The sequence below is a fragment of the Brevundimonas sp. NPDC046655 genome, assembly GCF_044901625.1.
Taxonomy (GTDB): domain Bacteria; phylum Pseudomonadota; class Alphaproteobacteria; order Caulobacterales; family Caulobacteraceae; genus Brevundimonas.
Window position 1 is genome coordinate 73,450 of sequence record NZ_JBJDPV010000002.1, and the last position, 24,398, is coordinate 97,847.

Consider the following 24,398-nt stretch of genomic DNA (forward strand, 5'->3'; position numbering starts at 1 on the left):
CGGTTAACCGGCTCGCCTTAGGGTAGAAGCCATGTCGATTCCGGCTGTCAGTTCCGACGCCGACGCCCCGACCGGGCCGTCGAAAGCGCGCCAGACGCTGCTGCGGCGGCTGGCCGATGTCGTCTGTCTGCCCGCCAGTCGGATCAACGCCTTTGAGCGGGCGGTGACGGGCGACCTGCTGGTCGAGATGCTGCGCCTGGCCCCGGTCGATGAGCGACGCCGCGTGGCCGTGCGTCTGGCGCCCCTGGCGGAGCTGCCGGACAGTCTGGCGCGGTTGCTGCTGCGCGACGAGCCGTCTGTGGCGGCCCCCCTGATCGAGCAGTGCGCCTCCCTGACCGACGTCGACCTGATCGGCTGCGCCCGCGACGCCGGGATCGAGCATCGGTTGCTGATCGCCGAGCGACGCGGCCTGTCGGAAGTGGTCACCGAAACTCTGCTGAGCTTCGGCGAAGACGCCGTCGTCGAGGCGGTGCTGAAGAACAATTCGGCCCGTCTGGCCCAGGTCGCCATCGAGGGCGTGGTCGCCCTGAGCCGTCAGAGCCGCGCCCTGTGCGCGTCGCTGTTGAAGCGCCCTGAACTGCGGCCGTCGGGGGCCTATGTCATGTTCTGGTGGTGCGGGGCCGAGGAACGCCGCATCGTGCTGCAGCGCTTCGCGGTGTCGCGCGAGGTCCTGCAGGACAGCGTCGAGGACCTGTTCGCCGTGGCCGCCGCCGAAGGCTGGTCCGACCCGGTGACGCGCAAGGCCCTGCAGTTCATCGAGCGACGGCAACGCAATCGCGCCGCCATCGACAAGAGCCCGTACAGCGGTCTGGAAGCCGCCGTCGCCGCCGCGGGGCAGGGCATGACGCGCGAACTGGTCGGAGAGATCGGCTATCTGTCGGGCGTCAAGCCCCTGACCTCGGCCAAGATCATGGGCGACGCCGGGGGCGAGCCCCTGGCCATCCTGTGCAAGGCCACCGGCCTGTCCCGGCTGGACCTGCAGACCCTGTGGCGCGCCATGCGCCGGCCCGAACTGACGGCTGACGGCGAGGTCCATCCGGACTGGGAGCGGGTGCAGATCACCTATGAGATGCTGGCGGTCGACCGGGCCCAGACGGTGCTGCGTTACTGGAACTGGTCTTTGTCCTCGGCCCTGACGCCGGCCCTGCTTCGGGCGATCCGCGAGGGCGACGAAGAACTGATCGACGAATACTCCGCGCCCGAGCGCGCGGCGATGCTGGCGCTTGCAGATAACTTCGGTCGCTGAAGCGCGACGACTGAATTCAGTGCAGATGAGTAGAAGAATGCGCCTGCAGGACGCGGTTCTAAGCTTGCATTGCCATATTCGACAAACATACGTATGAAACCAACCTCCGACGGGTCGGGATTGATCAGTCGAACGTGTTTGGCTCCTGCAACAGGCGACCCCCATGGAAGAAAAACCCGAACTGCTGGAAATGACGGCGGACATCGTGTCGGCCTATGTCAGCAACAACACCGTCTCGGCTGACGCTGTGCCCGGCCTGATCGCCCAGATTCACGCGGCCCTGGCCGGCGTGTCTTCGGCGCCGGTGGAAGTCGAGCCCGAGCCCAAGGAACCGGCGGTTCCGGTGCGCAAGTCGATTACGCCCGACTTCCTGATCTGCCTGGAAGACGGCCGCAAGTTCAAGTCGCTGAAGCGCCACCTGCGCACCAAATACAACATGAGCCCCGAGGAATACCGGGCGAAGTGGGGCCTGGCCAAGGACTATCCCATGGTCGCCCCGAACTACGCCAAGGCCCGCTCGGACCTGGCCAAGCAGATGGGCCTGGGCCAGGGCGGCCGCAAACCGGCCCGCGCCACCCGCGCCAAGAAGTAAGACCCGACCTTTCAGGTTGGATGCAGCGCCCGTTCTCCGAAAGGAGGGCGGGCGTTTTGTTTTGCGCCGTTTCTCCCTCCCACTTGGGGGAGGGTGGCTGACGCGAAGCGTCAGACGGGTGGGGGCGCTTCGGCAAGTCAGGCCCTGCGTTCGATATCGCCACGCCCTCCCCACCCGGTCGCTGCGCGACCACCTTCCCCATGAAGGGGAGGGAGAGGCGTTGCGTTGTTGTTTACGCCGCGTGCATGGCCTTGCGCATGCGCCAGAAGCGCAAGGTGCGCTGGGCGGCCTCGACGGTCAGGTCGTTGTACATGCCGGCGTAGGCGCGAGCCTTGCCCATGGCGTCGCCGTCGGTGTTGAGCAGGACCACGGCGTAGGTCAGGAACAGGGCGCGATCCAGGTCGGCGGCCTTGCAGACCACGGCCAGGGCGTCCAGTTCGCGCCGCTCGACGATCTGGCGGGCGGTGTGGAAGTCGATGTCGGCCAGTTGCGACAGGGCGATCAGGAAGGAGGTCCGGCTGCCCGAGCGCAGGAAGCGGGCCAGGACCGGCGGGGTCAGCTGGCTGGCGACGTTCAGTTCCTCGACATAGGCCAGGCTCTCGGCGTAGTCGGGCGGCAGGGCGCCGTCGTCGGTGGCGACGCGGGTGCGTCCGGCGGCCAGGGCGCTTTCGAGCAGGGCCGGATCCATGCGGGCGTTCTGTTCCAGAATGCGCTGACGCAGGCGGGCCTCGACCTCGAAATACATCTCGTTGAGCAGGTCGGCCGGCAGGCTGGCGCGCTCGACCGTGGGGGCGTGCAGGGCCGGGTTGGCGCGGGCGCGCTCGACGGCGGCCTCGCAGGCGGCGCGCGACATCTGGGCGCCGTCGTTGCCCAGCAGGACGCCAAGCGTCTCGTCGTCGCCGCGTTCGACAATGGCGTCGGACACAGCCTCGGACACCGAGGCGCGCTGGCTGACGGCGCGGATATGACCCTGGCCGCGCGAGCGGATGACGTGGATCAAGTCGGCCTCGGTCAGGACCGGCGAGGCGCGCAGCACCGGATGGGCCACGGACTCCGCCTCGTCGTTGGCGAGGCGGCGGATCAGTTGGCGCGGGGCGTCCGGCGCGGCGGCGAAACGCTCGGCCAGTTCGGCCCGGACCGCGACCTCCATGGCGTCGGTCAGGTCGCTGAACACCGCGCCATAGAGGGCGGTTTCGGCCTCGGTGCGCTCGGCGGCGCCGAAGAAGGTGTCGGTCAGTTCGCGCAGCAGGGCGCGTCGCTTCTCGCTGGAGGGCTCCTTGGCGAGGGCGATCAGGTCGGGCAGACGCGAGTCGGCGTCAGTAGCCGGGGGCAGGGCGGCGCCGTCGCTCATGGCAGGATCGGGTCTTCGTTGGCGGGCAGGGCCTGGAGACGGCCGTTCGCGTTGCGGATCAGATTGGGGGCGGCGGGCGGTTCGGCCAGGTCGGTCGAGGCGGGCGTGGAGCTCAGTTCCACCGGCAGGGCGTCCAGATAGACCGGCGGGGGCAGGGGGGTGGCGTCGGGCTGGCGTCCGGCCTGGCGGTGGACCGAATAATAGCGGGCGCCGCCCTGGGCCGCGGAGCCGTCGGCGGCCGGGGCCGGTTGAGCCTGCGGCTGAGCTTGCGCCAGACCCTGAACAGGGGCGCCGGACGCTTGGGCTTCGCTGGCGACGGGCGCCGGTCTTTGCAGACGGAAGATCGGAGCGTCGCGGCGCGGCGCCATGGGATCGGGCGCGACGGCGTCCGCAGGGCGATCGACTGCGGGAGCTTCGACCGCAGGGGCCGGAGCGGCGGCCATGGCAGCAACCGGGGCAGGAGCCGTAGCCGGGGGCGCGACCCCGACGGGCGCGGGCGTCGGCGTCCGGTCGCGCGGCTCGGGCGGCGCGGCGATGGGGGCAGGCTGTGAAACGACCGGCGTGGCTGGATGCGCGGTCGGCGGCGAGGGCTCGGCGGTTTCCGCGAAATAGCCGCCCTGCGTCATGTGCGCGGCGCGAGCGGGCTCCGGAACTGGAGCCGGGGCCGGGGCGGTCTCGGGGCGGGGCGGGGCGGCGGCGGCAACGCGGCCGTGACTCCAGGGCGCGACGGCAGGGGCAGGCGCGGGCGTCGCGGTGACGTAGGGGCGGACCATGGGCGCCTGGGCGGCGCCGTCGAAGGCAGGGGCTGGTTGCGGGGCGTAGGCAGGGGCCTGTGATCCGATCCAGGCGCTGGCGGGCGTCAGGCCCTGACGCGAAGCGGCGCTCGGGGCGGGCGCAGCGGCGGGATGGCCCCCGTGGGGAATGATGGGCGAACGGCCGGGCGTGGATGCGGCGACGACGGGCGCGGCTTCGGCGGCCTCGGGCGACGGGGCGACCGTGGCGGGGCGGTAGGTGCGACCGGGCCAGGACAGGTAGCGCAGACCGGCGGCGTTGGCGCTGGAGGGCGCAGCAGACTGGGGCGCAGGCGTCTGGGCCGCGGCGGGCGCGGCCAGACCCAGGGCGCAGGCCCCGGCGGTCAGGATGGCGGTGATCGGCGGGCGTCGCACGGACGGCCTCCTGCTGCGGTCGGCGTTCAGTCGGCAGATTAGGCGCGCACGACTTAATCCGCTGCTAACGCGCCTAGCCGCGACCGGGCAGGTACTGGGTGGTGAAGGCCTCGCGCCAGTCAGGGGGCGAGGGGTAGGCGGCCTCGGTCTGTTCGGCGAAGGCCTGCCAGCGGTCGGGGGTCATGGTCGCCAGGCCGTAGAGGGCCGCGTCGCCGCCGTCGACCACGGCCTCGGTGCGCAGGCTGTCGCGCACGGCGTTGAGCAGCCGCTGGTTCAGCTCGGGGTTGGCGCGGCGGATCAGGGCGTCGCCCTTGGACCCGTCGCCGTGGACATAGTCGCGCCAGCCCTCGACCGAGGCGGCGATGAAGTCGCGCAGGGCCCGGGCGTTGTCGCGGGCGAAGGCGTTGGGGGCCAGAACCAGGCCGGCGTAGGAGGGATAGCCGTCGTCGGCCGGGATCAGGACGCGCGGCTGGAACCCGGCCTCGCGCGCGATCATGGCGGGATCGCCCGTCGTCAGTCGGCCGACCAGAACTGATTTCGGGTCGTCGCGGAAGGCCTTGAGGTTGTCCTCCGGCGTGCCGGGGCGGACCTGATCGGACGCCAGTTCGAAGCGGGTCCGCAGCCAGTTCCAGAATCCGGCCTGGTCGGCGGGGCTCATCAGGATGGGGCGGTCGCGCAGGGCCGACAGGGTCTCCAGCGGCTGGTTGGGCCGGGCCATCAGGACCACGGGGTCCTTCTGCAGGAAGGCGGCGACGGCCTTGACCGGGGCGCGGTCGGCGATCAGCCGCATGGGGGCGAAGCTGTCGACGCCGATCGCCAGTTCCACCGCGCTGGCGGCCAGCAGGGCGGGGACGTCGGCCCCGGCGGCGCCGGTCAGGATTTCGACGTTCAGGCCGCGTCGCTCATAGGCCCCGGTGGCGATGGCCTGATAAAAGCCGCCATGGGCGGCGGTGACCGGCCCCCCGGCGGCCACGCGCAGGCGAACCCGGCCGGATTCGTCGACCGGGGCCTCGGCGCGACCACAGGCGGACAGGGTGCTGACGGCGGTCAGGCCGGCGGCGCCCAGCAGCAGATTGCGGCGGGAGAGTCGGTCGAAGGTCATTGAGGGATGGTTTAGGCGGCGGCGGCGAACTTGGAAAGGTCGGCGGCGCCGCACTGCACACTGGAACCAGGCCAGGGGATTTTGAGCGAGCGGAATTGAGCGAGGGGACGCGACCCTGGCCGAAGCCCGATCACGTCCCCTCGCCAAGTCCGGGTTGGACCTGGCCGTTCGGGTCAGGGCCTGGCCTTTTCTCCGAAACGAAGATCCGCATAGGGACGCGAGCGTCCGAACCGATTTCGCTGCGGCGCTTTCGGGCGAACCCGGCGGCGTCGGCTGGTCTCCTGGCGGCCCCTGGTCGTGTCGGGCGCGTCGTCGGGACGCGTCGTCTTCGATCCCGGCCTGGTTCTCCGTGATCCCCGCGCCGAGGCGCTGAAGGATCGGGAGCCTGTGGCCCTGCCTCGGTGTCTCCGCGTCCTCCGAAGAGGCTTTGGGACCCTGGGTCAGAGAGCCGGACCGGTTCGCTTGAAGCCCTCTAACCCATTGCTGGATCTTGGATTTCCGCGCCGCCGTGTCCCGTTGGCCTGTTGACGTTCTCGCGGAATCCGCTATCCGGCAAGCGCCCGGATCGGCCCGGCTGTGCGGAACCGCCCCGGCCCTGGTGGACAAGTCTGTGGATATCTGTAGGCGGACGGAATTCGCGCTCAAGGATCATGGGTTTGCGACGGTCCACAGGAAAGCGCGGATCTTGAAGATGAGCGGGATTTAACGAGGCGGCGAACACGACTTCGTCTAACGGTCCCGCTTGAGCCGTCGTCGGCGGCGCTCTTGATCCTTCAAGGTTGTCAGCTGTGATTACTGCGCGTTCTTCCGCCCGTCTTCTGGTCCTGGGCGCGGTTCTGGCTCTGACGGGGGCGTCCGCCGCCGCCGCCCAGACCTATCGCCCCGCCTTCCACCCGGACCAGCTGAAGGGGCCGCCCGCGGGGCCGCTCAATCAGGTGCTGGTGGTGGGCTCGCCCCACCTGGCCCAGATGGGCGATACGGTGAAGGCCGAGATGCTGGCGCCGCTGCTGGATCGTCTGGCGGCCTGGGGGCCGGAGGTGATCGCCACCGAGAACGTCTCGGGCCTGCAATGCGACGCCATGCGCCGCTATCCGCAGCGGTACGCCGAGTCGATCGGCGACTATTGCCCGGACGTCGACCACGCCGGTCAGCAGACTGGACTGGACGTCCCGGCGGCCAACGCCGAGGCCGAGCGGCTGCTGGCGGAATGGCCCGCGGCGCCGACGCCCGAGCAGCGTCGCCGTCTGGCGGCGGTCTTCCTGGCGGCGGGCGAGCCGACCTCGGCCCTCGTCCAGTGGCTGCGTCTGGCGCCGGCCGAGCGCCGCGAGGGCGAGGGGTTGGACGCTGAGCTGGTGGCGCAGCTGAACAAGCAGATCGACAGCATCAACGAGAGCGATTCCGTCGCCGCCGTCCTGGCCGCGCGGCTGGGGCTGGAGCGGGTGTGGAGCGTCGACGACCACTCGGCGGACCGCTATCCGGCGGACATCAAGGGTTTCGTCCGGGCCATCCGTCAGGTCTGGAACAATCCGGCGAGCGAAGAGCGCAAGGCGGCGGAAGCGCCGGTCACGGCCGGGCTGTCGCAGCCGGACGGTTTGCTGAACCTCTATCGCTACTACAACAGCGCCGAGGCGATGCGCCGGGCCTATGAGAGCGACTTCGGCGCGGCCCAGAAGGACCCCTCGCCCGAGGGCTTCGGCCGGATGTATCTGGCGGCCTATGAGACGCGGAACCTGCGTATGGTCGCCAACATGCGCGACGTCATGGGGGCGAAGCCGGGGGTGAAGATGCTGACCCTCGTGGGCGCCTCGCACAAGGGCTACTACGAGGCCTATCTGAACCAGATGCACGACGTGGTCCTGGCGGACGTCAACGAGGTGCTGCGCTGAGGCGGGCGGCCCCTGCCGAATCTTGCTGAAAATTCACGGGTCAGTTCAGCGTGGGCGTCCGATGCTGGCGGGGGAGAATCTCGGGGGGCGTCATGGCGAGGCTGAAGGCGGCGGGTGCGGCTCTGTTTTTGTCGTCGGTGATGGGCGGGGCGGCTTGGGCTCAAGCGCCCATCACCAGCCGGGAGGTGGTCGGCGACTGGAGGCTGGCGATCACGCCTTCCGAGCGTGAGGACGTCAGCATCACCTTCAAGGCCAGGGACGGGGGGCGGAAGCTCGACTTTCCGTTGACGGTCGCGGCTCAGGCCAATGGACGGCTCACCTGCGTCCTCGACGGCGAGCCCGCCGAATGTCGCATCCGGGACGGCAAGCTGGTCGTCGTCATGGCCCAGGACGGCTTCAGGATGATCTTCACCCTGACCGACCGGACGCGCGGCGGATTCAGCGGCGCGGCCAGCATGAGGGTCCGCCTTCTGCCGATCGGCGGACAGATCGGCGCCGTGACCATGGCGCGGCGGTAAGTTGATCTCGGGCCGTCATTCCGGGGCGCGAAGCGAACCCGGAACCCAGACGGCTGTGGTTTCTGCGCCCGTGCCATTGCGTTGAACGCCTGGACCCCGGATCGGTCCTTCGGGCCGTCCGGGGTGACGGCTAGGAGAAGTCCGCTTTCGCCCCGTTGCGGACGTTCAGGCGCGCATGCTTGGCCCAGTGAACAGGTGCCGGCATGCCCCCCGCCCAGAGGCTTGGCATGACCGATATTTAATTAGCTGACACCCCGTTGAGGCCTCACGCTCGGCTTAGTTCGGGGAGCTTCCATGAGATATGCAATCACAGCTGCCTTGTTGGGCCTCTGCGTTGCCGCGCCTGAGGGGGCGGCGGCACAGGTTGAGCCACATGCGGTTCCTTGGGGGCAAGCCTTGCGAGAAGATGCGCAAGCATTCCACGACCTGATTGCGGATAACCACCCTGGACCCGTCGACGCTGCGAATCCGGCCTTCAATGTCTCGTTGGAAGCGGGATTGGCGCTCGCACTTGATCGCGCCCAAACCGCAGACAGCTATTCCGCTTGGCGTGCAGCTCTGACCGAATACGCGTCCTCGTTCGACGACGGTCACCTCGGGCTGACAAACATCAAGGACAATCCGGAGCCGACGCTTGTTCAGTGGCCCGGATTCTTGGTTGGGCTTCGCTCAGCGCCTGGCGGAGATCGATACGAGGTTGTCTTCAGCCGCGACGCTGTAGCCCCTCCGATAGGCTCGATTCTGGTAGCCTGCGATGGTCGTCCCGCCGATGCCTTGGGACATGAGATGATCGGACGTGAGGTCGGCCGCTGGTCCCTGCGCTCGACCCGGGTCAGCCATGCGGTCTGGACCTTGGTCGACGCGGGCAATCCCTATGTCCGGCGTCCCGAGCAATGTGACTTCACGATAGATGGCCGCACCACGCGCCAAACCCTTTCCTGGCGCCCCCTCGCTCCAGTTGACCGCGACGCAGGGATCGCAGCCGCCGGTGGCGAAAGGTTCGCGGCCTCCACGACGATCAGGCCTTGGGCCCACGGGCTTTGGATCGAGCTAGGTAACTTCACCGCGGATCCGCGCACGCCCGAGGGCCAGCAGCTGACCAGCTTGCTCACGGCCACCGAGGTAAGGGTAGCCGAACTACGCGCTGCGCCCGTTCTTGTCTTCGACCTTCGCGGCAACAATGGCGGGTCCTCGACCTGGATAAGCACCCTGGCGAAAACGATATGGGGCGCCGACTATTTCGATGCCCATGCTGTGAGATCAACCAGCATAGACTGGCGCGCTTCGTCCGACAATTTAGCCAAGCTCGAAAGCTATCGCGACCAGTTCAACGGCCAGCCCGACACGCTCGCCTACCTGAACCGCCTGATTGATGGGATGAAGGCCGCAAGGGACGCCGGTAATCGTCTCTTCCATGAAACGGACGAGGGAAAGTCGACGAGGTCAACCGACCTCGAAAACCCGGTCGCTGGCCAGACATACGTCCTGACGGACTACGGCTGCGCGTCTGCCTGCCTGGATGCCGTCGACATTTTGACCGCCTTGGGTGCTGTCCAGTTGGGGCATGAAACCTCCGCCGACACGCTGTACAATGAAATTCGTTACATTCCGCTGCCTAGCGGCCGCGCTACCGCCTTCGTACCGATGAAGGTCTATCGGGAGAGCTCTCGAGCCAACAACGAGCCTGCGGTTCCGGCCCGTGTCTGGCCCGGACTGATTACCGATACTGCCGGCATCGAAAAGTGGATCGCGCACCTCAATGACAACGACTAGAGGGCTTCGCCGTTTTGGCATCCCTCACCTTTTGATTCTCCATAACCCAACTTCCGCCTTCCACCCTTAGCGGACGAATGTTGGTACGGGAAAAGACAGAGCATGTTAGATTTTCGCCCTTCCATCCCTTCCGATCTGCCTTGCGTTATGGAGATCTGGCGCGCGGCCGTTGACGCTACCCACGACTTCCTTGCCACAGGCGACCGCGATGCCATCGAGGCTGAGCTTCTAGGCTTTTTCCCGCAGGTGTCCCTGCTTCTTGCCGTTGATGGTTCTGATGCGCCGCTCGGCTTCATGTTCTTGCATGAAGGGCATCTTGAGGCGCTTTTTGCAGACCCGGATCAACATGGCAAAGGTATTGGCAAAGCCCTTGTTCATAAGGCTCTTGCCGCGCATCCAGACCTGACGGTCGATGTGAACGAGCAGAATCCGAAGGCTCTCGGCTTCTACGAACATCTAGGCTTCGAACAGATCGGGCGATCTGCTCTTGATGGTCAGGGAAGGCCCTATCCGCTCATACATCTTCGGCGCCGAGCCGACAGCTGAGAGATTGGCTTTCCACCCTTAGCTGACCTCCAGCCCGTCCGCTCGCGGCGAAGGCGCGGCCTCACCCCGCCAGGGCGGCCTTCTTCTCTTCCAGCTCCAGCCAGTCCAGTTCGGCGGCTTCGAGGTCGGCGCGCGCCTTGTCGGCGGCCTTCATGGCGCGGTCGAAGGCGGCGGGGTCGCGGGTGTAGAGGCTCTGGTCGGCGAGGATGGCCTCCTGTCTGGCGATCTCGACCGGCAGGGTCTCCATCAGCTTTTCGACCTCTTCCAGACGCCGCGCGTCCTTGTAGGACAGCTTCACCGTCTTTTTGGGGGCGCGGTCAGAAGGCTCCGCCTTCTCGACCCGACGCGCCCCGGGGGCGCTCTCCGCGTGGGTCGGGGGCGGGGCGAGGAAGGTGGGGTTCTGGCGCAGGAAGTCCTGCCAGCCGCCGGGGGTCTCGACGATGTCGCCGCGCCCATTCATGGCGATGGTCGAGGTGGCCAGGCGGTCGACGAAGTCGCGGTCGTGGCTGACCAGGATCAGGGTGCCGTCATAGCCCTCGAGCAGCTCTTCCAGCTTGTCGAGGGTGTCCATGTCGAGGTCGTTGGTCGGTTCGTCGAGGACCAGCATGTTGGCGGGCTTGGCCAGGGCGCGGGCCAGCAGCAGGCGGTTGCGCTCGCCGCCCGAGAGGGTCGAGATGGGCTGGCGCAGCTGGCTTTCCTGGAACAGGAAGTCCTTGGCGTAGGCGGCGACGTGCTTGGAGAAGCCGCGCACGATGATGCTGTCGCCGCCGCCGGGCGTCAGGGCGTCCCACAGGGTCATGTCCGACTTCAGCCCCTCGCGCGACTGATCCAGATAGACGGGTTCCAGATTGGCGCCGAGGCGGATGGTCCCCTCGTCGGGCGCCAGCTCGCCCAGCAGGGTCTTGACCAGGGTGGTCTTGCCCGCGCCGTTGGGGCCGACGATGGCCAGACGGTCGCCGCGCATGACGCGGGTGGTCAGGTTCCTGAAGATGGTGCGGTCGCCGAAGACCTTGGTCACGCCCTTCAGCTCGGCCACCAGCTTGCCGGACACCGCGCCGGAATCGACCCCCAGATGGAGGCCGCGCGGGACGTCCTTCATCTTCTCGGCGCGTTCGGCGCGCAGGGCGGCCAGGTTGCGGGCGCGGCCCTCGTTGCGGGTGCGCCGTGCGGTGATGGAGCGATAGAAGGTCTCGGTCTCGCGCTCGATGGTCTTGGTCAGCTTCTCGAGGGCCAGGGCCTCTTCTTCCTGAACCTTGGCGGCCCAGTCGTCGAAGGCGTCGAAGCCCTTGTTCAGGGTGCGGACGCGGCGGTTGTCCAGCCAGTGGACGGTGTTGGTCACCTTGTTCAGGAAGGCGCGGTCGTGGCTGACCACCAGGACGGCGAAGCGGGCCTGAACCAGCTCGTTCTCCAGCAGTTCGATGGCCAGGATGTCGAGGTGGTTGGTCGGCTCGTCCAGCAGCAGGACGTCGGGCTCCTCGGCAAAAGCTTTGGCCAGGGCGGCGCGGCGGGTCTCGCCGCCGGACAGGTTCTGCGCGGGTTTTTCGGGGTTGAGGCCGAAGGTGGTCAGCCAGCTCTCCGCGGTCCAGCGCTCGGCCCCGCCGGAGGCGGCGTAGTCCAGAAGCGTGTCGCCGGTGATGTCCGGCTCCTGGGCCACATAGGCGAAGCGGGTGCCGGCCTGGACGGCGCGGTCGCCGCTGTCCGGCTCGATCAGGCCCATGACGATCTTCATCAGGGTCGACTTGCCGGCCCCGTTGCGGCCGACCACGGCGGCGCGACTGCGCGGCTCGACCGCCAGATCGACCCCGTCGAACAGCGGGCGCTGGCCGTCCTGCAGGCGGACGTCCTTGAGGGCGACGAGGGGGGGACGTGCAGCCATGAAGACGATGCGACCGGTAAAGCGGGAAGGAGGGCCGTCCCTATAGACCGAAGGGGGTGCGACAGGCCATCGCTTGATTACATACCGTCTGGACGGTATTGGGGGCGGATGGACGCACAAACCCGCCGCCGCTCGCCCCAGGCCACTCGCGCCGAGATCATCGACATGGCCATCGAGGTGGCCGCCGAAAAGGGGGCGCTGGGCTTCACCCTGGACGCGGTGGTCGAGCGGCTGCCGTTCAGCAAGGGAGCCTTGCTGCACCACTTCCCCAACAAGCAGGTCCTGCTGGAAGGGATGATCGACCATCTGGGACAGATGATGGTGGACGAGGTGCTGGCCGAGGCGGCGAAGGACCCCGAGCCCTATGGCCGCAATGCGCGGGCCTATCTGCGGACGGTGGTCAATGATCCGGTGACGCCGCGCGACGTCAGCATCGGCCGGGCCGTGCTGGCCGCCTGCGCCGTGCGGACGCCGCTGGCGCGCCGCTGGACCATGTGGATCGAGAAGATCACGGCTGATGATCCGACCGACCCGGTGGGCGCCGACGACGCTCTGATGCTGCGGCTGATGGCGGACGGCCTGTGGATGTCGGACGTGTTCGGCACCCACCCAGTGTCGCGCGAGCAGCGCAAGGCCCTGCTGTCCTTCATGACGCCGGGGACCCAGTTGCGCGAGGCGCCGGGCGCCGGGGCGGCGGAATGAACCCGATCACCTGGGCCGCCCTGCTGGGCGCCATCGGTTTTGAGGTGCTGGGCACGACCCTGTTGCAGCAGTCGCAGCAGTTCACCCGGCTCTGGCCGACGGTCGGGCTGGCGCTGTGCTACGGCCTGGCCTTCTACCTGCTGACCATCGCGCTGAAACAGATGCCGGTGGGGCTGGCCTACGCCATCTGGAGCGGGCTGGGGGTGGTGCTGATCTCGGTGATCGGCCTGTTCCTGTTCAAGCAGAAGCTGGACCTGCCGGCGGTGGTCGGTCTGGTGATGATCGTCGGCGGGGTGGTGGTGATCAACCTGTTCTCGAAGAGCGTGACGCACTGAGTAATTCTCCCTCCCCTTCATGGGGAGGGTGGCTGACGCGAAGCGGCAGACGGGTGGGGGCGTTTTCGCTGATCAAGCGCTGCGTCTGCTTCACCTCGCCCTCCCCACCCGGTCGCTGCGCGACCACCCTCCCCATAAAGGGGAGGGAGAAGGGCGACAGATCGGCCTTGGCCGCGTATAGGCCCCGCCCATGAAACCCTTCTGGGAAACAACACCGCTGACGGAGATGTCGGCCGCCGAGTGGGAAAGCCTGTGCGACGGGTGCGGCCTGTGCTGCGTCATTCGCTTCGAGGACGAGAACACCGGCGAGATCGTGCCGACGCGGGTGCACTGCAAGCTGTTCGATCCGGACCGCTGCACCTGCTCGGACTACGCCAACCGCCAGGAGCACGTGCCGGACTGCATCAAGCTGACGCCCGGCAAGATCGGCGGGCTGCGCTGGCTGCCGCCGTCGTGCGCCTATCGCCGGGTGCATGAGGGGCGGGGACTGGCCTGGTGGCATCCGCTGGTCTCGGGCGATCCCGAGACGGTGCATACCGCCGGGGTCTCGATCCGCCGCCAGACGATTTCCGAGACGGCCCTGGCCACCGAGGAGGACGCCCTGGACTTCGAGGCGCCGGAATGGATGGTCGAACGCGGGTCGAAAAACCCCGGCTGATAACGTTTCGTTCGCCCGTATCGGCGAGAAGGAAGGCTACGGGAGGGGTCGCCTTTGTCATTCACCACCAAGAGCATCGAGGCGCTCGACGCCCCGGCCGGGCCGTTCCACCGGCTGGTCGATCTGGCGGCGACGATGTTCGACTGCCGGGCGGCGGTGGTGACCCTGCTGACGCCGACCGAGGCCGTCATCCGTTCCAACGCCGGTCTTTGCTCCACGCGGACGCCGCGGGAGAATAGCCTGGCGCCCCTGGTGACCGAGATGGGACGCGGGGCGGTGCTGGTGATCCCCGACACGACCCTGGACCCGCGCGTGAACGGCCACCCCATCGTCACGGGGCACGCCAATCTGAGGTTCTTCGCCGCCGCGACCGTGTGCGGGCCGGATGGCGCGCCGATCGGCGCCCTGAGCGTCCTGCACGACCACAGCCTGCCGATGCCGAGCGATCGGGAGCAGGAGCAACTCAGGCTGCTGGCCGGCATGGCCGAAGACATCATCGCCGGCATCGAGGCCGCGCGCATCCGCGACGAGCGTCTGGAGACCCTGCGGCTGGTCGAGCAGATGTCGGGCGTCGGCCACTGGCGGCTGGAGCGCAATACCGGCGTCGTCGAGTGGTCGGACGAGGTCTATCGCATCCATGGGGTCGATCGGGACAGCTTCGACCCGAATCTGGACAGCGCGCTGGACTTCTATGTCGAAGGCGATCGTCAGGCCCTGACCGAGATGATCCAGCGGGGACTGGAGGACGGCGAGGGCTATATGGCCAAGCTGCATATCGTTCGGCCGGACGGTGAAGAGCGGCGGATCCTGACCCACGCCGAGACCGAGGTCGACGAGACGGGGCGGGTCGTCGCCATGTTCGGCGTCTTTCAGGACGTCACCGAGCAGGAGAAGGTCCTGGCGCGGTCCCGGCGCGACGAAGGCCGCTATCGCCTGCTGGCTGAAAACATCGGCGACGTCATCACTCGCGTGAAGATGGACGGGTCGAGCAAGTATATCTCGCCGGCCATCCAGCAACTGCTGGGCTGGACCTTCGAGGAGATGAGCGGGCAGTCGACGGACTATGTTCACCCGGAGGACCGCCATCTGGTGCTGAAGGCCATCGGCGAGGCGGTGAAGACCGGGACGCCGACACGGCTGGAGCACCGCGCCGTGCACCGCAAGGGTCACACCATCTGGGTCGAGTGCACCTTCAAGGCCTTGAAGGACGAGAACGGCCAGGTCGACGACGTGGTGGTGGTGATCCGCGACATGACCCAGCGCAAACTGCTGGAGGACGAGGTCATCGAGGCCAAGGAGCGGGCCGAGAAGGCCGCCCAGGCCAAGAGCGAATTCCTAGCCAACATGAGCCACGAACTGCGCACGCCCCTGACCAGCGTGATCGGCTTTTCGGGCCTGTTGCAGGGATCGGAGGCCCTGCCTCCCGAAGAGCGGACCTATGTGGAGCGCATCGCCACGGCGTCGGAGGCCCTGCTGGGGGTGATCAACGACATCCTCGACTATTCCAAGCTGGAAGCCAACGCGATCGAGATGGACCCCGAGCCCTTCCAGGTCGCGGCCCTGGTCGATGGAGCGGCGGCCATCATCGAGGGACAGTGCCAGGCCAAGGGACTGAGCCTGAAGGTGGTGGCTGACGCCGCCATGCCCGAGGTGTTGACCGGCGACGCCGGACGGTTGCGTCAGGTGATGCTGAACTTCCTGTCCAATGCGGTGAAGTTCACCGGCAAGGGCGGGGTGACGCTGCGGGTCGGCGGAGCGCCAGACCCCGACGGGCGCTGGCGGCTGCGGGTGGCGGTGACGGACACCGGCATCGGCATCCCGGCCGAGAAGATCGAGGTCCTGTTCGAGCGGTTCTCGCAGGCCGACGCTTCGACGACACGGGTCTATGGCGGCACGGGTCTGGGGCTGGCGATTTCGCGGCGGCTGATCGAGATCATGGGCGGCGAGATCGGCGTCGACAGCAAGCCGGGCGAGGGGGCGACCTTCTGGTTCGAGACGCCTCTGATTCAGGGCGGCGTGATCGGGCGGCTTGCCAGTGACGAAGACATGCCGACGCCGGGCGGTCTGGCCGGCGGGCGCATCCTGATGGCCGACGACGCGCCGGGGAACCGGGAACTGGTCAGCGCCATCCTGCGCGGACTGGGGCTGGAGATCGATACGGTCTGCGACGGCGCCGAGGCGGTGCAGGCGATGCAGACCGGGACCTATGACCTGGTGCTGATGGACGTGCACATGCCGGTCATGGACGGGCTGACGGCGACGCGGGAAATCCGACGGATGCAGGCGGGGAGCGGGCATCGCACGCCGATCCTTGCGCTGACGGCCAACGTCCAGGCGGACCAGGTGGCGCGCTGCCTGGATTCGGGCATGGACGGGCATCTGGCCAAGCCGATCCAGATCCCCGAGCTGGCCGGGGCGCTGGCCCACTGGCTGGCGGGCGGCGATCCGGCGGCGCTGGCGAGCTGACGTCATCCCTCGGCGGCTGTCGCAGTCGCCGCAGCCAAACCCTGAAAAACCCCGGGATTGATCTGTGCTGGCGGCTGTTCGCCAGCCTGAGGACGCTGGTCGGCTATGGTTCAGGCATGGCGGGAAAAAGGGACGAAACGGGGTGGCTGGAGGCGGTGTTTGACCGGCTGAAGGCCCTGACCGACGAGGCGATCGCCGTGGTCGCCGCCGCGGAGGCTCCGCTCGACGTGGCGGAGGCCGAGAAGCGGGCGCGAGCGGTGGGCGTTCTGGCGCGGACGGCCAAGGCGGTGGCGGCCCTGCGGTCGCGGCCCGCCCGCAAGACCCCCGAAGAGGATGAAATGAGCGAAGACGATCGTGATGTCAGCGACGCCGAACTGGCCGGGCTCCAGGCCGAATTCTTCGCCCGTGTCGATCATCTCGTCGCAGCTTTCGAGCGCAAGTCCCTTGCTGCGGGACTGGATCGAGGCGCTGCCGCGCGAGGAGAAGATCCGGGTGTTGCGGGCATGGATCCGGGCGACGCCGAGGCTGAACGACGAACAGATCGCGCCGCGTGACATCGACTGGCGCACCTGGGTGCTGCTGGGCGGGCGGGGGTCGGGCAAGACCTTCGCCGGGGGGTTCTGGCTGAATGAACTGGCGCGGGAGAAGGACTGGACCTTCGCCCTGGTCGGGCCGGCGCTGCACGACGTGCGCGAGGTCATGGTCGAGGGACCGTCAGGGCTGAAGGCCCAAGCCGCGAGGGACAACCGGCCGCGCTGGGAGGCGGGGCGACGAAGGCTGATCTGGCCGTCAGGGTCTGCGGCCTACGCCTTCTCGGCGGAGGACCCGGACAGTCTGCGTGGGCCGCAGTTTCATGCGGCCTGGGCGGACGAGTTCTGCGCCTGGCGGCACGCGGAGGCGACGCTGTCGAACCTGAGGTTCGGGCTGCGGCTGGGGGGCGATCCCAAGCTGGCGATCACCACGACGCCGCGGCCGATCGCGGCGCTGCGGCGGTTGCTGGCCGAGCCGGGGGTGGTCAAGGCGCGGCTGGCGACGGCGGCCAATACCGACAATCTGGCGCCGGGGTTCCTGAGCCATCTGAAGGCCCTCTACGCCGGGACGCGGCTGGAGGCGCAGGAGATGGAGGGGCTGATCGTCGAGGCCGACGGCGCCCTGTTCCGGGCCGAGGATCTGGCGCGGGCGCGGGGGAACCGACCGGCGAAGTTCGAGCGGGTGTTGGTGGCGGTGGACCCGCCGGCCAGCGCCCACGGCGACGCCTGCGGCATCGTGGTGGCGGGCAGGAAGGACAAGACCGGATACGTGCTGGCGGATCGTTCGGCGCGGGGTCTGTCGCCCGCCGGATGGGCGCGGCGCGTCGCCGAGACGGCGGCGGAGTTCGAGGCCGATCTGGTGCTGGCCGAGGCCAATCAGGGCGGGGAGATGGTGCGGACCCTGCTGGGGCAGGCCGACTGTCCGGCGCAGGTGAAGCTGGTCCACGCCAGCCGATCGAAGAAGGCGCGGGCCGAGCCGGTGGCGGCGCTCTACGAACAGGGGCGGGTGGTCCACTGCGGGGCGTTTCCGGCGCTGGAAGAAGAGATGATGGCCCTAGGGAGCGAGGCGGCGGGGGCCAAGAGTCCCGATCGGGCCGACGCCCTGGTGTGGGCGCTGACCCATCTGCTGCTGGCCGGGAAGACGCAGCCGAGGTTGCGGGCGTTGTGACGGTCTTCCTTCTCCCCTTGTGGGAGCAGGAAGGCCTGAAGAATCATGAATTGCCTAGTGTCCCAAAAATGGACGGTAATTCAGATTGTTATCTCATTTCTGAACGCTGCCTTTGGTCGCTGTCAGAGAGGCTCTCGGGGGCCATTTGGGATCACTTAGGACGACTTACGACCACTGTTAGTGGCACGGTGGGTGGTCTGTCTGGCGTGGGAAGTGCTGCTCGAACCTCGAACTTTGAACGAGGTAAAGAATGACAAACCACAAGAACAGAAAGGGCAATCGCGCCCGCTTGACGCGCAAGCTGATCGACAAAGCGCAAGCCGATCATGTGCAGGGAAAGCGGGTGCGCCTATGGGACACAGACGTGCCCCAACTGTACGTCCAGATTACGCCCGGAGGGTCCGCCAGCTACTACATCCGCTATCCGAGGACTGACGGCAGCAAGAATGACTTTCGGCTGTGCGCAGCTTCCCTTCCGCCCGAAGACGCACGCCGTGGAGCGCTTCAGCGGTTGGCTGCGCTGCAACTGGAAGGAATTGATCCCGCCGTTGAACGTCGTGACGACATTGCAGCCGCGAAACGCGGAAAGGTGGAAACGGTCAGCGCCCTGGCGGAGTTGTTCGACGAGGCCCACCCGCATTTTTCGGAGGGGGATAAGAAGGCGAGAAGCTACCTGCTGGGGCGCTTCGTGTTGCCACGCATAGGCGATCGTCCCTTCAGGGAAATTTCGAAACCTGAGATGAAGGATTTGGTTCGCAGCATCCAAAGCCAGATTGCGATAGATGCCCGCCATCCCCGATTCAATGGGCATTCCACGGCCAACCAAATCCAGTCCATTGTCCGCAGAATGTACAACTGGGCGATCTCTGATCGGGAGTGGTTGTCCGAAAACCCCGCGTCGTTCCCGGCCCTCTTTGAAGACAATCTGGAACAACGTCCCGAGTACTTTGATCCGGATTCATTTGCCAAAATCTGGCATGCGAACGTCGCACGCGCCACCGGTAAGGACACGCGGATCAGTGTCGCGCTTGCGACGCTGATCTATCTGGTGACACTCCAGCGACCCGTTGATGTTGCTCGCGCGCAGCGGGAGCATATCAATTTGTCGGAGGCCACCTGGATTGTTCCGAAACATCTGACCAAGAAAAAGCGGAAGCCCTACTATGTGCCTCTGACTCCGCTGGCTATGCGGTTGATCCAGACGCAGATGGAGCGCAGTTCCAGCACGTATCTCTTCCCGACATGTGGGCGCGGCGACCACCTCTTGAGGGGGTCGATGGGAGGTGCCTTTATGGCCATGCGCAACCAGATGGTTGAGGCTGGCGAACTTCCGTCGAAAGAACTGCAATTGTACGACGGTCGACGATACGGACGCACTGTCATTGAAGAAGACTTGGGCTTTCCGGAGCGTGTCGCAGAGCACGTCATCAACCACTACGATGAAAACCAGCCTTCGCGCCGCTACAACGTTCGTACAATGCGCGAGAAGGTGCGGGCCGCTCAGAATGCCTGGAGCGATGAAATCGCTCGAATGGTGGGGCCGCACGCGTTTAGCCCTGCGCCTTCGGATAAGCAGTAACGTCCCGGAAGCACGTTTCTCCTGCCGCAAATTCCGACAATAACTGTCAATGCATTTGAGGCAGCCCCAGGCGCCGCGTGTCAGAGATTCTGACATGCGGCGTCTTACAATTGGTGAGGCCTCATCCCTTCAATTTGGCAACGTTCATATGGGCCCAAAGCCCCACATCCACGAGCGCCGATCGCGCTGCCAGCGCCTGACGGCGCGCTGATGTTTAGGCCGGCGGGGTACGAGGACGCCGCCTCTCAGGTATGCGAGGCGGCGTGAAATTGATGGAGCCGTCGAGTGAAGGGTTCGCGCGTCGGGGAGACTAACCACGATCCGTGGATTGCACCGATCGCAACGGGCGCATCGGTCGCCGTAGCGTCATCGGGGAATGGTCAGCGGCATAGGAGATGCGAACGGTGCGCGCTTCGCGGGTGTTGGACACCATTTGAGCGGCCATGTGTTCCATGAGGTCGGACAGGCGATAGCGCGGATCGCGCCGCAAGGCGGCCGAGTAGCGAGGGCCGTGGCCGCGAAGGCGCCATTTCGAAAGCGTCTCGACCTTCACGCCGATGTAGGCGGCGGCTTCTTCGGCTGTCAGCCAGCGGTTCTCCAGCGGGCTCAGGCTGGGCGCATCACGTTCGTCGTTCTTCATGGTTTCTCCTTGCTTCGTTGCACATCTCCTGTGGGTCAGTGCGAGTTAATAGTGAGATTTACGAAAACTTAACCGAAAACATTAGTCAAGAAAAAAATAGCAAAAACTAGACGATTTGTTGGTTAATTCAGTATTAGCGTAAACAAAATCTACATTGAATCGTGATTATCGTGGAATGTATTCGCGAAAGCGGTTCTCCAAGAAATCAGCAATCACCTGCCAAGGCTTACTCGGCGACGGGTCAATAGCCGCCTTTCGCTTCACCTCAGCCAAGAGCGCTTCCCGCTCCATGTAGGCCGCAACGGCAGCATATTGCGCGCGTCGTTCAGGCGCCCCTCGCTGGCTCAGTCGGACGACCTCTTCAAGACTGCGGTTACTTTTCAAGCGATTAGCCTGGTCGCTGATGACCCTGACATTGCCAGGCTGATAGCCTTTGGCGGGATTGATCCGATCAAGAGAGGGGGAACTGGCGGACCTCGCCGTACCCACGGTCAAGGGCAGACCAAGAACGGGGCAACGGCGCGGCATGGAGATGTCCTGACGCCGAAGCGTATAGGGTACGCCCTGACGGACAGCGCGCTGACGTGCTCGCGTCAAAAGCGCGGAAGTGGGACGAGTTTTACGCGCAACGCTAAGGTAGCCGCGCATGTAGGCAGCATTGCAGCTTCGGCAGGTTCGGCGTTGGCTCGGCTTTCCATGGAGCGGACAAGTCGGTTGATCCGGTTTAACGTCATTCATAGAGGCACCTCCCTTCATGTATTGGTGCTATTTATCAAATATGGTGCTATTGGTCAATCATGAATTCTGAGCGCGACACAAGCCCCTCCGGCGCCGTCGTTACTGGGGCGCAGTTGCGCGCAGCGCGCGGGCTTTTGAATATGTCCGTGTCCGATCTGGCTGAGCGTACGGGGCTGGCGCTGAACACCGTTCGAAAGGCCGAAAGCACCAACGCCGCTGCGCCCGTCACAACGGCAAATGCACGGTTGCTTGTTGCAACTTTGGAAGACGCTGGTGTCGTATTCATCCCTGCAGGAATGCTCGGAGCCGGAGTGCAGCTACGCTTTCCGGACCAGGAGCCACTGAAGCGACGGCGCGATTATAAAGGCGAGTAGGGCCAAACCGCTGCGACCTTCACGCAGTTGCATCGTGGACGGTTTCCCCGTAACGAAATTCGATCGGGGAATTTCGATTTGCCACGCTTGTTCCGTTTCCTTTGCGTCTGCCTGGGCGTGACCGTCATGGTCGCGGTGCAGATGCATGGCGTGCAGAATAATCAGCACAGGATCGAACACGGCCTTCAGTTCCCTGGCGTTTCCTATGAAGACACAGCCGATCTGGCTCACGACCATGACCACGGTCACAGCCATGACGCGGCGACGAACGACGATGGCTCGGCTAACGCTCAGGCGATGGATGTCGCCGATGAAAGCGGCAAATCCCCTCTCAGCCATCACCATCACAGCGGGGGCGACATTCATGTGGCCCTGGCGACGCCTGTCCATCCGATCGGCGCGGGCGTGGTGACCTCGCTCGACCTTGGCCCGGCGCCCGACGCCGTGCCGCCCGGCGCCGTTCTCGACGCGCCGCTCCAGCCTCCCAGACAGAACGCCTGATCGCCTGAAAAGCTGATCCTGCGCGGCCTTATGGCCGTGCGCGTCCTGTTGGAGACATCTCTTGAAACCTTCCCAATCCGGCGTTGCCGGATGGCGAGGGCGAGGCGCGGCCGTATCCGCCCTCGCGCTCGCCCTGGCGGCGGCATGGTCGCCGCCCGCCATCGCGCTTGCCCAGTCGCCGGCTTCTGCTGAAGCCGCCTCTGGTCCGGCCCTCACCCTTGAAGGCGCGCTGCGGCGCGCCGCCGCCGCCGATCCGGCGCGACCGGGTCTCGACGCGCGCCTGCGCGGCGTCGAGGCCGGCGTCCGCCAGGCCGGCCTTCGTCCCAATCCGACCCTGGGTCTGATGGTCGAAAACCTGCCCACCCTGGGCGGAGGCGACATTCTGGGGCGAACCGAAACCACCCTGACCTATGAGCAGAAGCTGGAACGGGGCGGCGATCGATCCGCCCGCACCGGCCTGGCGCAAAGCGAAGGCCTGCTGATCACGGCCCAGGCCCAGATCGCGCAACTGGATCGCCTCGAACTGGTGCAGCGCGCCTGGGTCGACGCCATGGCGGCAGAAGCCCAGCTGGAGATCGCGCGGGAGCGGCTTTCGCTCGCGGAACGCTTCCAGACGGAAGTTCAGCGTCGCGTGAACGCGGCCCGCGATCCCCTGTTCGCGGGGGCGCGCGCCGAGGCCGAACTAGCTCAGGCCCAGATCGATTTCGATCAGGCCGAGATCGCCGTTCGCGTCGCGCGCATCGTCCTGGCCAAGTTCTGGGACGGCGCCGCCGACTTCCGAATGGGAGCCTCCGACTTCGAGGACACCAGCGCCGCTCGCGTCGCCGCCGGCGCTGTGGCCCAAGCGGACCTCGAAGCCTTCCGCGCCCGCCAGGCTATCTCCGACGCCCAGGTTCGCCTGGAGCAGGCGCGCGCCGTGCCCGATCCCACGGTCAGCGTCGGCGTCCGGCACATCTGGGACAATGAGGTGGCTCTGGTCTTCGGCGGGTCCGTGCCGCTGCAGCGCTACGACCGGAACCAGGGCGCCATCGACCGCGCCCGCGCTGACGGTCTGGCGGCCCAGGCCGATCAAAACGCCCTGCGCCTTGAGCGCGAGCGGGAAATCGCCCGCCTCCAGGTGCAGCTTCTGGCCCGCGCCAATGAAGCCCGGCGCATCGCTGAGGAAACCCAGCCCCAGGCTGAACGGGCCGTCGTCCTGGTCCGCGAGGGCTTTGCGCGCGGCGGCTTCACCTACAACGACGTGATGAGCGCCCATGCGGCCTTGCTGCAGACCAAGGCCCGTCGCGTCGCGGTGCTGCAGACCTTCCACAACGACCGCGCGCGGCTCGACCGCCTGACCGGCGCGCACGCCGACCTGCTCGGCCTGGAGACCCAACCATGAAGACGTCCCGCACTTCCGCAACCGCACTCGGCTGCGTCCTGGCCGCCGTCGCCCTGACGCTGGCCGCCTGCGGCGGCGGCGACAAGGCCGCCAAGCCCGAAGGCGAGGCGGCCGCCGCCGCCGACTACGAACGCGGACCGCACAACGGCCGCCTGCTTCGCGACGGCGACTTCGCCATCGAGGTGACCATCTACGAGGAAGGGCCGGAACCGCTCTTCCGCCTCTATCCCTACCTGAACGACAAGCCGCTCGATCCCAAGCAGGTGCAGGCGAACATCGCCCTGAGCCGCCTGGGGCCGAAGGTGGATCGCTTCGTCTTCACCCCCGAGAACGACTACCTGGCCAGTCCGGGCGTCGTGTCCGAGCCCCACTCGTTCGACGTCGCGGTCAGCGCCGTTCGCGCGGGCAAGCGCTCGGCCTGGTCCTATCAGTCCTATGAGGGCCGGACGGTCATCAGCGCCGACGCCGCCCAAGCCGGCGGCGTCACCACCCAGCAGGCCGGCCCCGCCGTTCTCGGCGAGAGCCTGCCGCTCAGCGGCCGGGTCGAGATCACGCCGGAGGGCCAGGCCGAGGTTCACGCCCGCTATCCGGGTAGGGTGATGTCCATGACCGTGGAACTGGGCCAGCGCGTCTCGCGCGGGCAGGTCGTCGCCCGCGTGGAGTCGAGCGAAAGCCTCCAGACCTATTCGGTCACCGCGCCCATCTCGGGCGTGATCACCGCCAAGAACGTCAATCCCGGCTCCATCACCGGCGGCGGCGCCCCCATGCTGACGATCGGCGACCCGACCCGGCTTCACGCCGAGTTCTTCCTCTATCCGCGCGACGCCGAACGCGTTCGCGTCGGTCAAAGGATCGAGATCAAGAGCCAGGCGGGCGAGCACACGGCCAGCGGCGTCATCGAGGCGATCCTGCCGGCCGACGACGTGCTCAGCCAGACCCTCGTGGCCCATGTCGAACTGCCCTACCAGGGCGGCGTCTGGCGGCCGGGCCTCGGGGTTTCGGGACTGGTGCAGGTCGGCCAGGGCGAGGTGCCGCTGGCGGTGCGCACCAAGGCGCTGCAGCCGTTCCGCGACTTCACCGTGGTCTACGCCAAGGTCGGCGACACCTATGAGGTGCGCATGCTCGACCTGGGCCGTCGCACCGAAGAGTGGACCGAGGTCCTGGGCGGCATCGAGCCGGGCACGACCTATGTCGTCGACGGCGCCTTCCTCATTCGCGCGGACATCGACAAGTCCGGCGCGAGCCACGACCACTAGGGGGATGCGTCACC

Annotated in this window: 23 protein-coding genes; 17 read left to right on the forward strand and 6 right to left on the reverse strand. The window is 66.9% G+C overall.

The annotated features are described in order from the left end of the window. Nucleotides 1–31 precede the first annotated feature (31 nt). Nucleotides 32–1,246, forward strand: coding sequence for a DUF2336 domain-containing protein (locus ACI2KI_RS08085; protein WP_313472239.1), 1,215 nt, complete (start codon nt 32–34; stop codon nt 1,244–1,246). A 163-nt stretch (nt 1,247–1,409) separates the two neighbouring features. Next, on the forward strand, nt 1,410–1,838 hold the full coding sequence (locus tag ACI2KI_RS08090) for a MucR family transcriptional regulator (protein WP_404619096.1): 429 nt from the start codon (nt 1,410–1,412) through the stop codon (nt 1,836–1,838). 232 nt (nt 1,839–2,070) lie between these two features. On the opposite strand, the gene ACI2KI_RS08095 is transcribed toward ACI2KI_RS08090, so the two are convergent. From ACI2KI_RS08095 to ACI2KI_RS08105, 3 genes are all read right to left on the reverse strand, one after another. After that, nucleotides 2,071–3,189, reverse strand: coding sequence for a DUF2336 domain-containing protein (locus tag ACI2KI_RS08095; protein ID WP_292084177.1), 1,119 nt, complete (start codon nt 3,187–3,189; stop codon nt 2,071–2,073). Continuing rightward, entirely contained in the window at nt 3,186–4,355 is a 1,170-nt protein-coding gene (locus tag ACI2KI_RS08100) for a hypothetical protein (protein ID WP_404619098.1), read from the reverse strand. The genes ACI2KI_RS08095 and ACI2KI_RS08100 overlap by 4 nt, the downstream gene beginning before the upstream one ends. 73 nt (nt 4,356–4,428) lie before the next feature. After that, on the reverse strand, nt 4,429–5,457 hold the full coding sequence (locus ACI2KI_RS08105; protein WP_404619100.1) for an ABC transporter substrate-binding protein: 1,029 nt from the start codon (nt 5,455–5,457) through the stop codon (nt 4,429–4,431). 788 nt (nt 5,458–6,245) lie between these two features. Here ACI2KI_RS08105 and ACI2KI_RS08110 point away from each other — a divergent pair. The 4 genes from ACI2KI_RS08110 (at nt 6,246) to ACI2KI_RS08125 (ending at nt 10,180) form a co-directional block, all read left to right on the forward strand. Further along, nucleotides 6,246–7,343, forward strand: coding sequence for a DUF5694 domain-containing protein (locus ACI2KI_RS08110; RefSeq protein ID WP_404619102.1), 1,098 nt, complete (start codon nt 6,246–6,248; stop codon nt 7,341–7,343). 92 nt (nt 7,344–7,435) lie between these two features. Continuing rightward, a complete protein-coding gene (locus ACI2KI_RS08115) occupies nt 7,436–7,861 on the forward strand; it encodes a hypothetical protein (RefSeq protein WP_404619104.1) in 426 nt (141 codons plus the stop codon). Between the two features lie 396 nt (nt 7,862–8,257). Continuing rightward, complete coding sequence (locus ACI2KI_RS08120; RefSeq protein ID WP_404619106.1) at nt 8,258–9,634, forward strand: hypothetical protein; 1,377 nt, start codon at nt 8,258–8,260, stop codon at nt 9,632–9,634. A gap of 102 nt (nt 9,635–9,736) precedes the next feature. Next, complete coding sequence (locus ACI2KI_RS08125; protein ID WP_404619108.1) at nt 9,737–10,180, forward strand: acetyltransferase; 444 nt, start codon at nt 9,737–9,739, stop codon at nt 10,178–10,180. Between the two features lie 61 nt (nt 10,181–10,241). On the opposite strand, the gene ACI2KI_RS08130 is transcribed toward ACI2KI_RS08125, so the two are convergent. Further along, nucleotides 10,242–12,056, reverse strand: a complete 1,815-nt coding sequence (locus tag ACI2KI_RS08130) for an ABC-F family ATP-binding cassette domain-containing protein (RefSeq protein WP_404619110.1) — start codon at nt 12,054–12,056, stop codon at nt 10,242–10,244. 108 nt (nt 12,057–12,164) lie between these two features. Between ACI2KI_RS08130 and ACI2KI_RS08135 the strand changes: the two genes are divergently transcribed. From ACI2KI_RS08135 to ACI2KI_RS08165, 7 genes are all read left to right on the forward strand, one after another. After that, nucleotides 12,165–12,758, forward strand: a complete 594-nt coding sequence (locus ACI2KI_RS08135; RefSeq protein WP_404619112.1) for a TetR/AcrR family transcriptional regulator — start codon at nt 12,165–12,167, stop codon at nt 12,756–12,758. Next, entirely contained in the window at nt 12,755–13,093 is a 339-nt protein-coding gene (locus ACI2KI_RS08140) for an SMR family transporter (RefSeq protein WP_404619114.1), read from the forward strand. Before ACI2KI_RS08135 ends, ACI2KI_RS08140 begins: the two co-directional genes overlap by 4 nt. Before the next feature lie 190 nt (nt 13,094–13,283). Next, nucleotides 13,284–13,751, forward strand: a complete 468-nt coding sequence (locus ACI2KI_RS08145) for a YcgN family cysteine cluster protein (RefSeq protein WP_404619116.1) — start codon at nt 13,284–13,286, stop codon at nt 13,749–13,751. Nucleotides 13,752–13,805: 54 nt separating this feature from the next. Continuing rightward, complete coding sequence (locus ACI2KI_RS08150; protein WP_404619118.1) at nt 13,806–16,217, forward strand: PAS domain-containing protein; 2,412 nt, start codon at nt 13,806–13,808, stop codon at nt 16,215–16,217. A 116-nt stretch (nt 16,218–16,333) separates the two neighbouring features. After that, nucleotides 16,334–16,771 (forward strand): hypothetical protein, encoded by a 438-nt coding sequence (locus ACI2KI_RS08155; RefSeq protein WP_292084165.1) that lies wholly within the window; start codon nt 16,334–16,336, stop codon nt 16,769–16,771. Further along, nucleotides 16,710–17,915: a DNA-packaging protein gene (locus ACI2KI_RS08160; protein ID WP_404619120.1), complete on the forward strand. Its 1,206-nt coding sequence runs from the start codon at nt 16,710–16,712 to the stop codon at nt 17,913–17,915. Before ACI2KI_RS08155 ends, ACI2KI_RS08160 begins: the two co-directional genes overlap by 62 nt. Nucleotides 17,916–18,165: 250 nt before the next feature. Further along, complete coding sequence (locus ACI2KI_RS08165) at nt 18,166–19,494, forward strand: integrase arm-type DNA-binding domain-containing protein (RefSeq protein ID WP_128720229.1); 1,329 nt, start codon at nt 18,166–18,168, stop codon at nt 19,492–19,494. A 310-nt stretch (nt 19,495–19,804) separates the two neighbouring features. Here the strand turns inward: ACI2KI_RS08165 and ACI2KI_RS08170 are convergent, their stop codons facing one another. Both ACI2KI_RS08170 and ACI2KI_RS08175 read right to left on the reverse strand, forming a co-directional pair. Then, nucleotides 19,805–20,134 (reverse strand): helix-turn-helix domain-containing protein, encoded by a 330-nt coding sequence (locus ACI2KI_RS08170; RefSeq protein ID WP_052748048.1) that lies wholly within the window; start codon nt 20,132–20,134, stop codon nt 19,805–19,807. Between the two features lie 165 nt (nt 20,135–20,299). After that, nucleotides 20,300–20,662, reverse strand: a complete 363-nt coding sequence (locus tag ACI2KI_RS08175; protein ID WP_404619123.1) for a hypothetical protein — start codon at nt 20,660–20,662, stop codon at nt 20,300–20,302. A 356-nt stretch (nt 20,663–21,018) separates the two neighbouring features. Here ACI2KI_RS08175 and ACI2KI_RS08180 point away from each other — a divergent pair, with 356 nt between their 5' ends. The 4 genes from ACI2KI_RS08180 (at nt 21,019) to ACI2KI_RS08195 (ending at nt 24,384) form a co-directional block, all read left to right on the forward strand. Next, complete coding sequence (locus ACI2KI_RS08180) at nt 21,019–21,246, forward strand: hypothetical protein (RefSeq protein WP_232464046.1); 228 nt, start codon at nt 21,019–21,021, stop codon at nt 21,244–21,246. A 126-nt stretch (nt 21,247–21,372) separates the two neighbouring features. Continuing rightward, the gene (locus tag ACI2KI_RS08185; protein ID WP_232624029.1) at nt 21,373–21,747 is read left to right on the forward strand and encodes a hypothetical protein; all 375 of its coding nucleotides are present in this window, start codon (nt 21,373–21,375) and stop codon (nt 21,745–21,747) included. A gap of 61 nt (nt 21,748–21,808) precedes the next feature. Continuing rightward, nucleotides 21,809–23,128, forward strand: coding sequence for a TolC family protein (locus tag ACI2KI_RS08190; RefSeq protein ID WP_083673975.1), 1,320 nt, complete (start codon nt 21,809–21,811; stop codon nt 23,126–23,128). Next, on the forward strand, nt 23,125–24,384 hold the full coding sequence (locus tag ACI2KI_RS08195) for an efflux RND transporter periplasmic adaptor subunit (protein WP_076224196.1): 1,260 nt from the start codon (nt 23,125–23,127) through the stop codon (nt 24,382–24,384). The genes ACI2KI_RS08190 and ACI2KI_RS08195 overlap by 4 nt, the downstream gene beginning before the upstream one ends. Nucleotides 24,385–24,398: the final 14 nt, after the last annotated feature.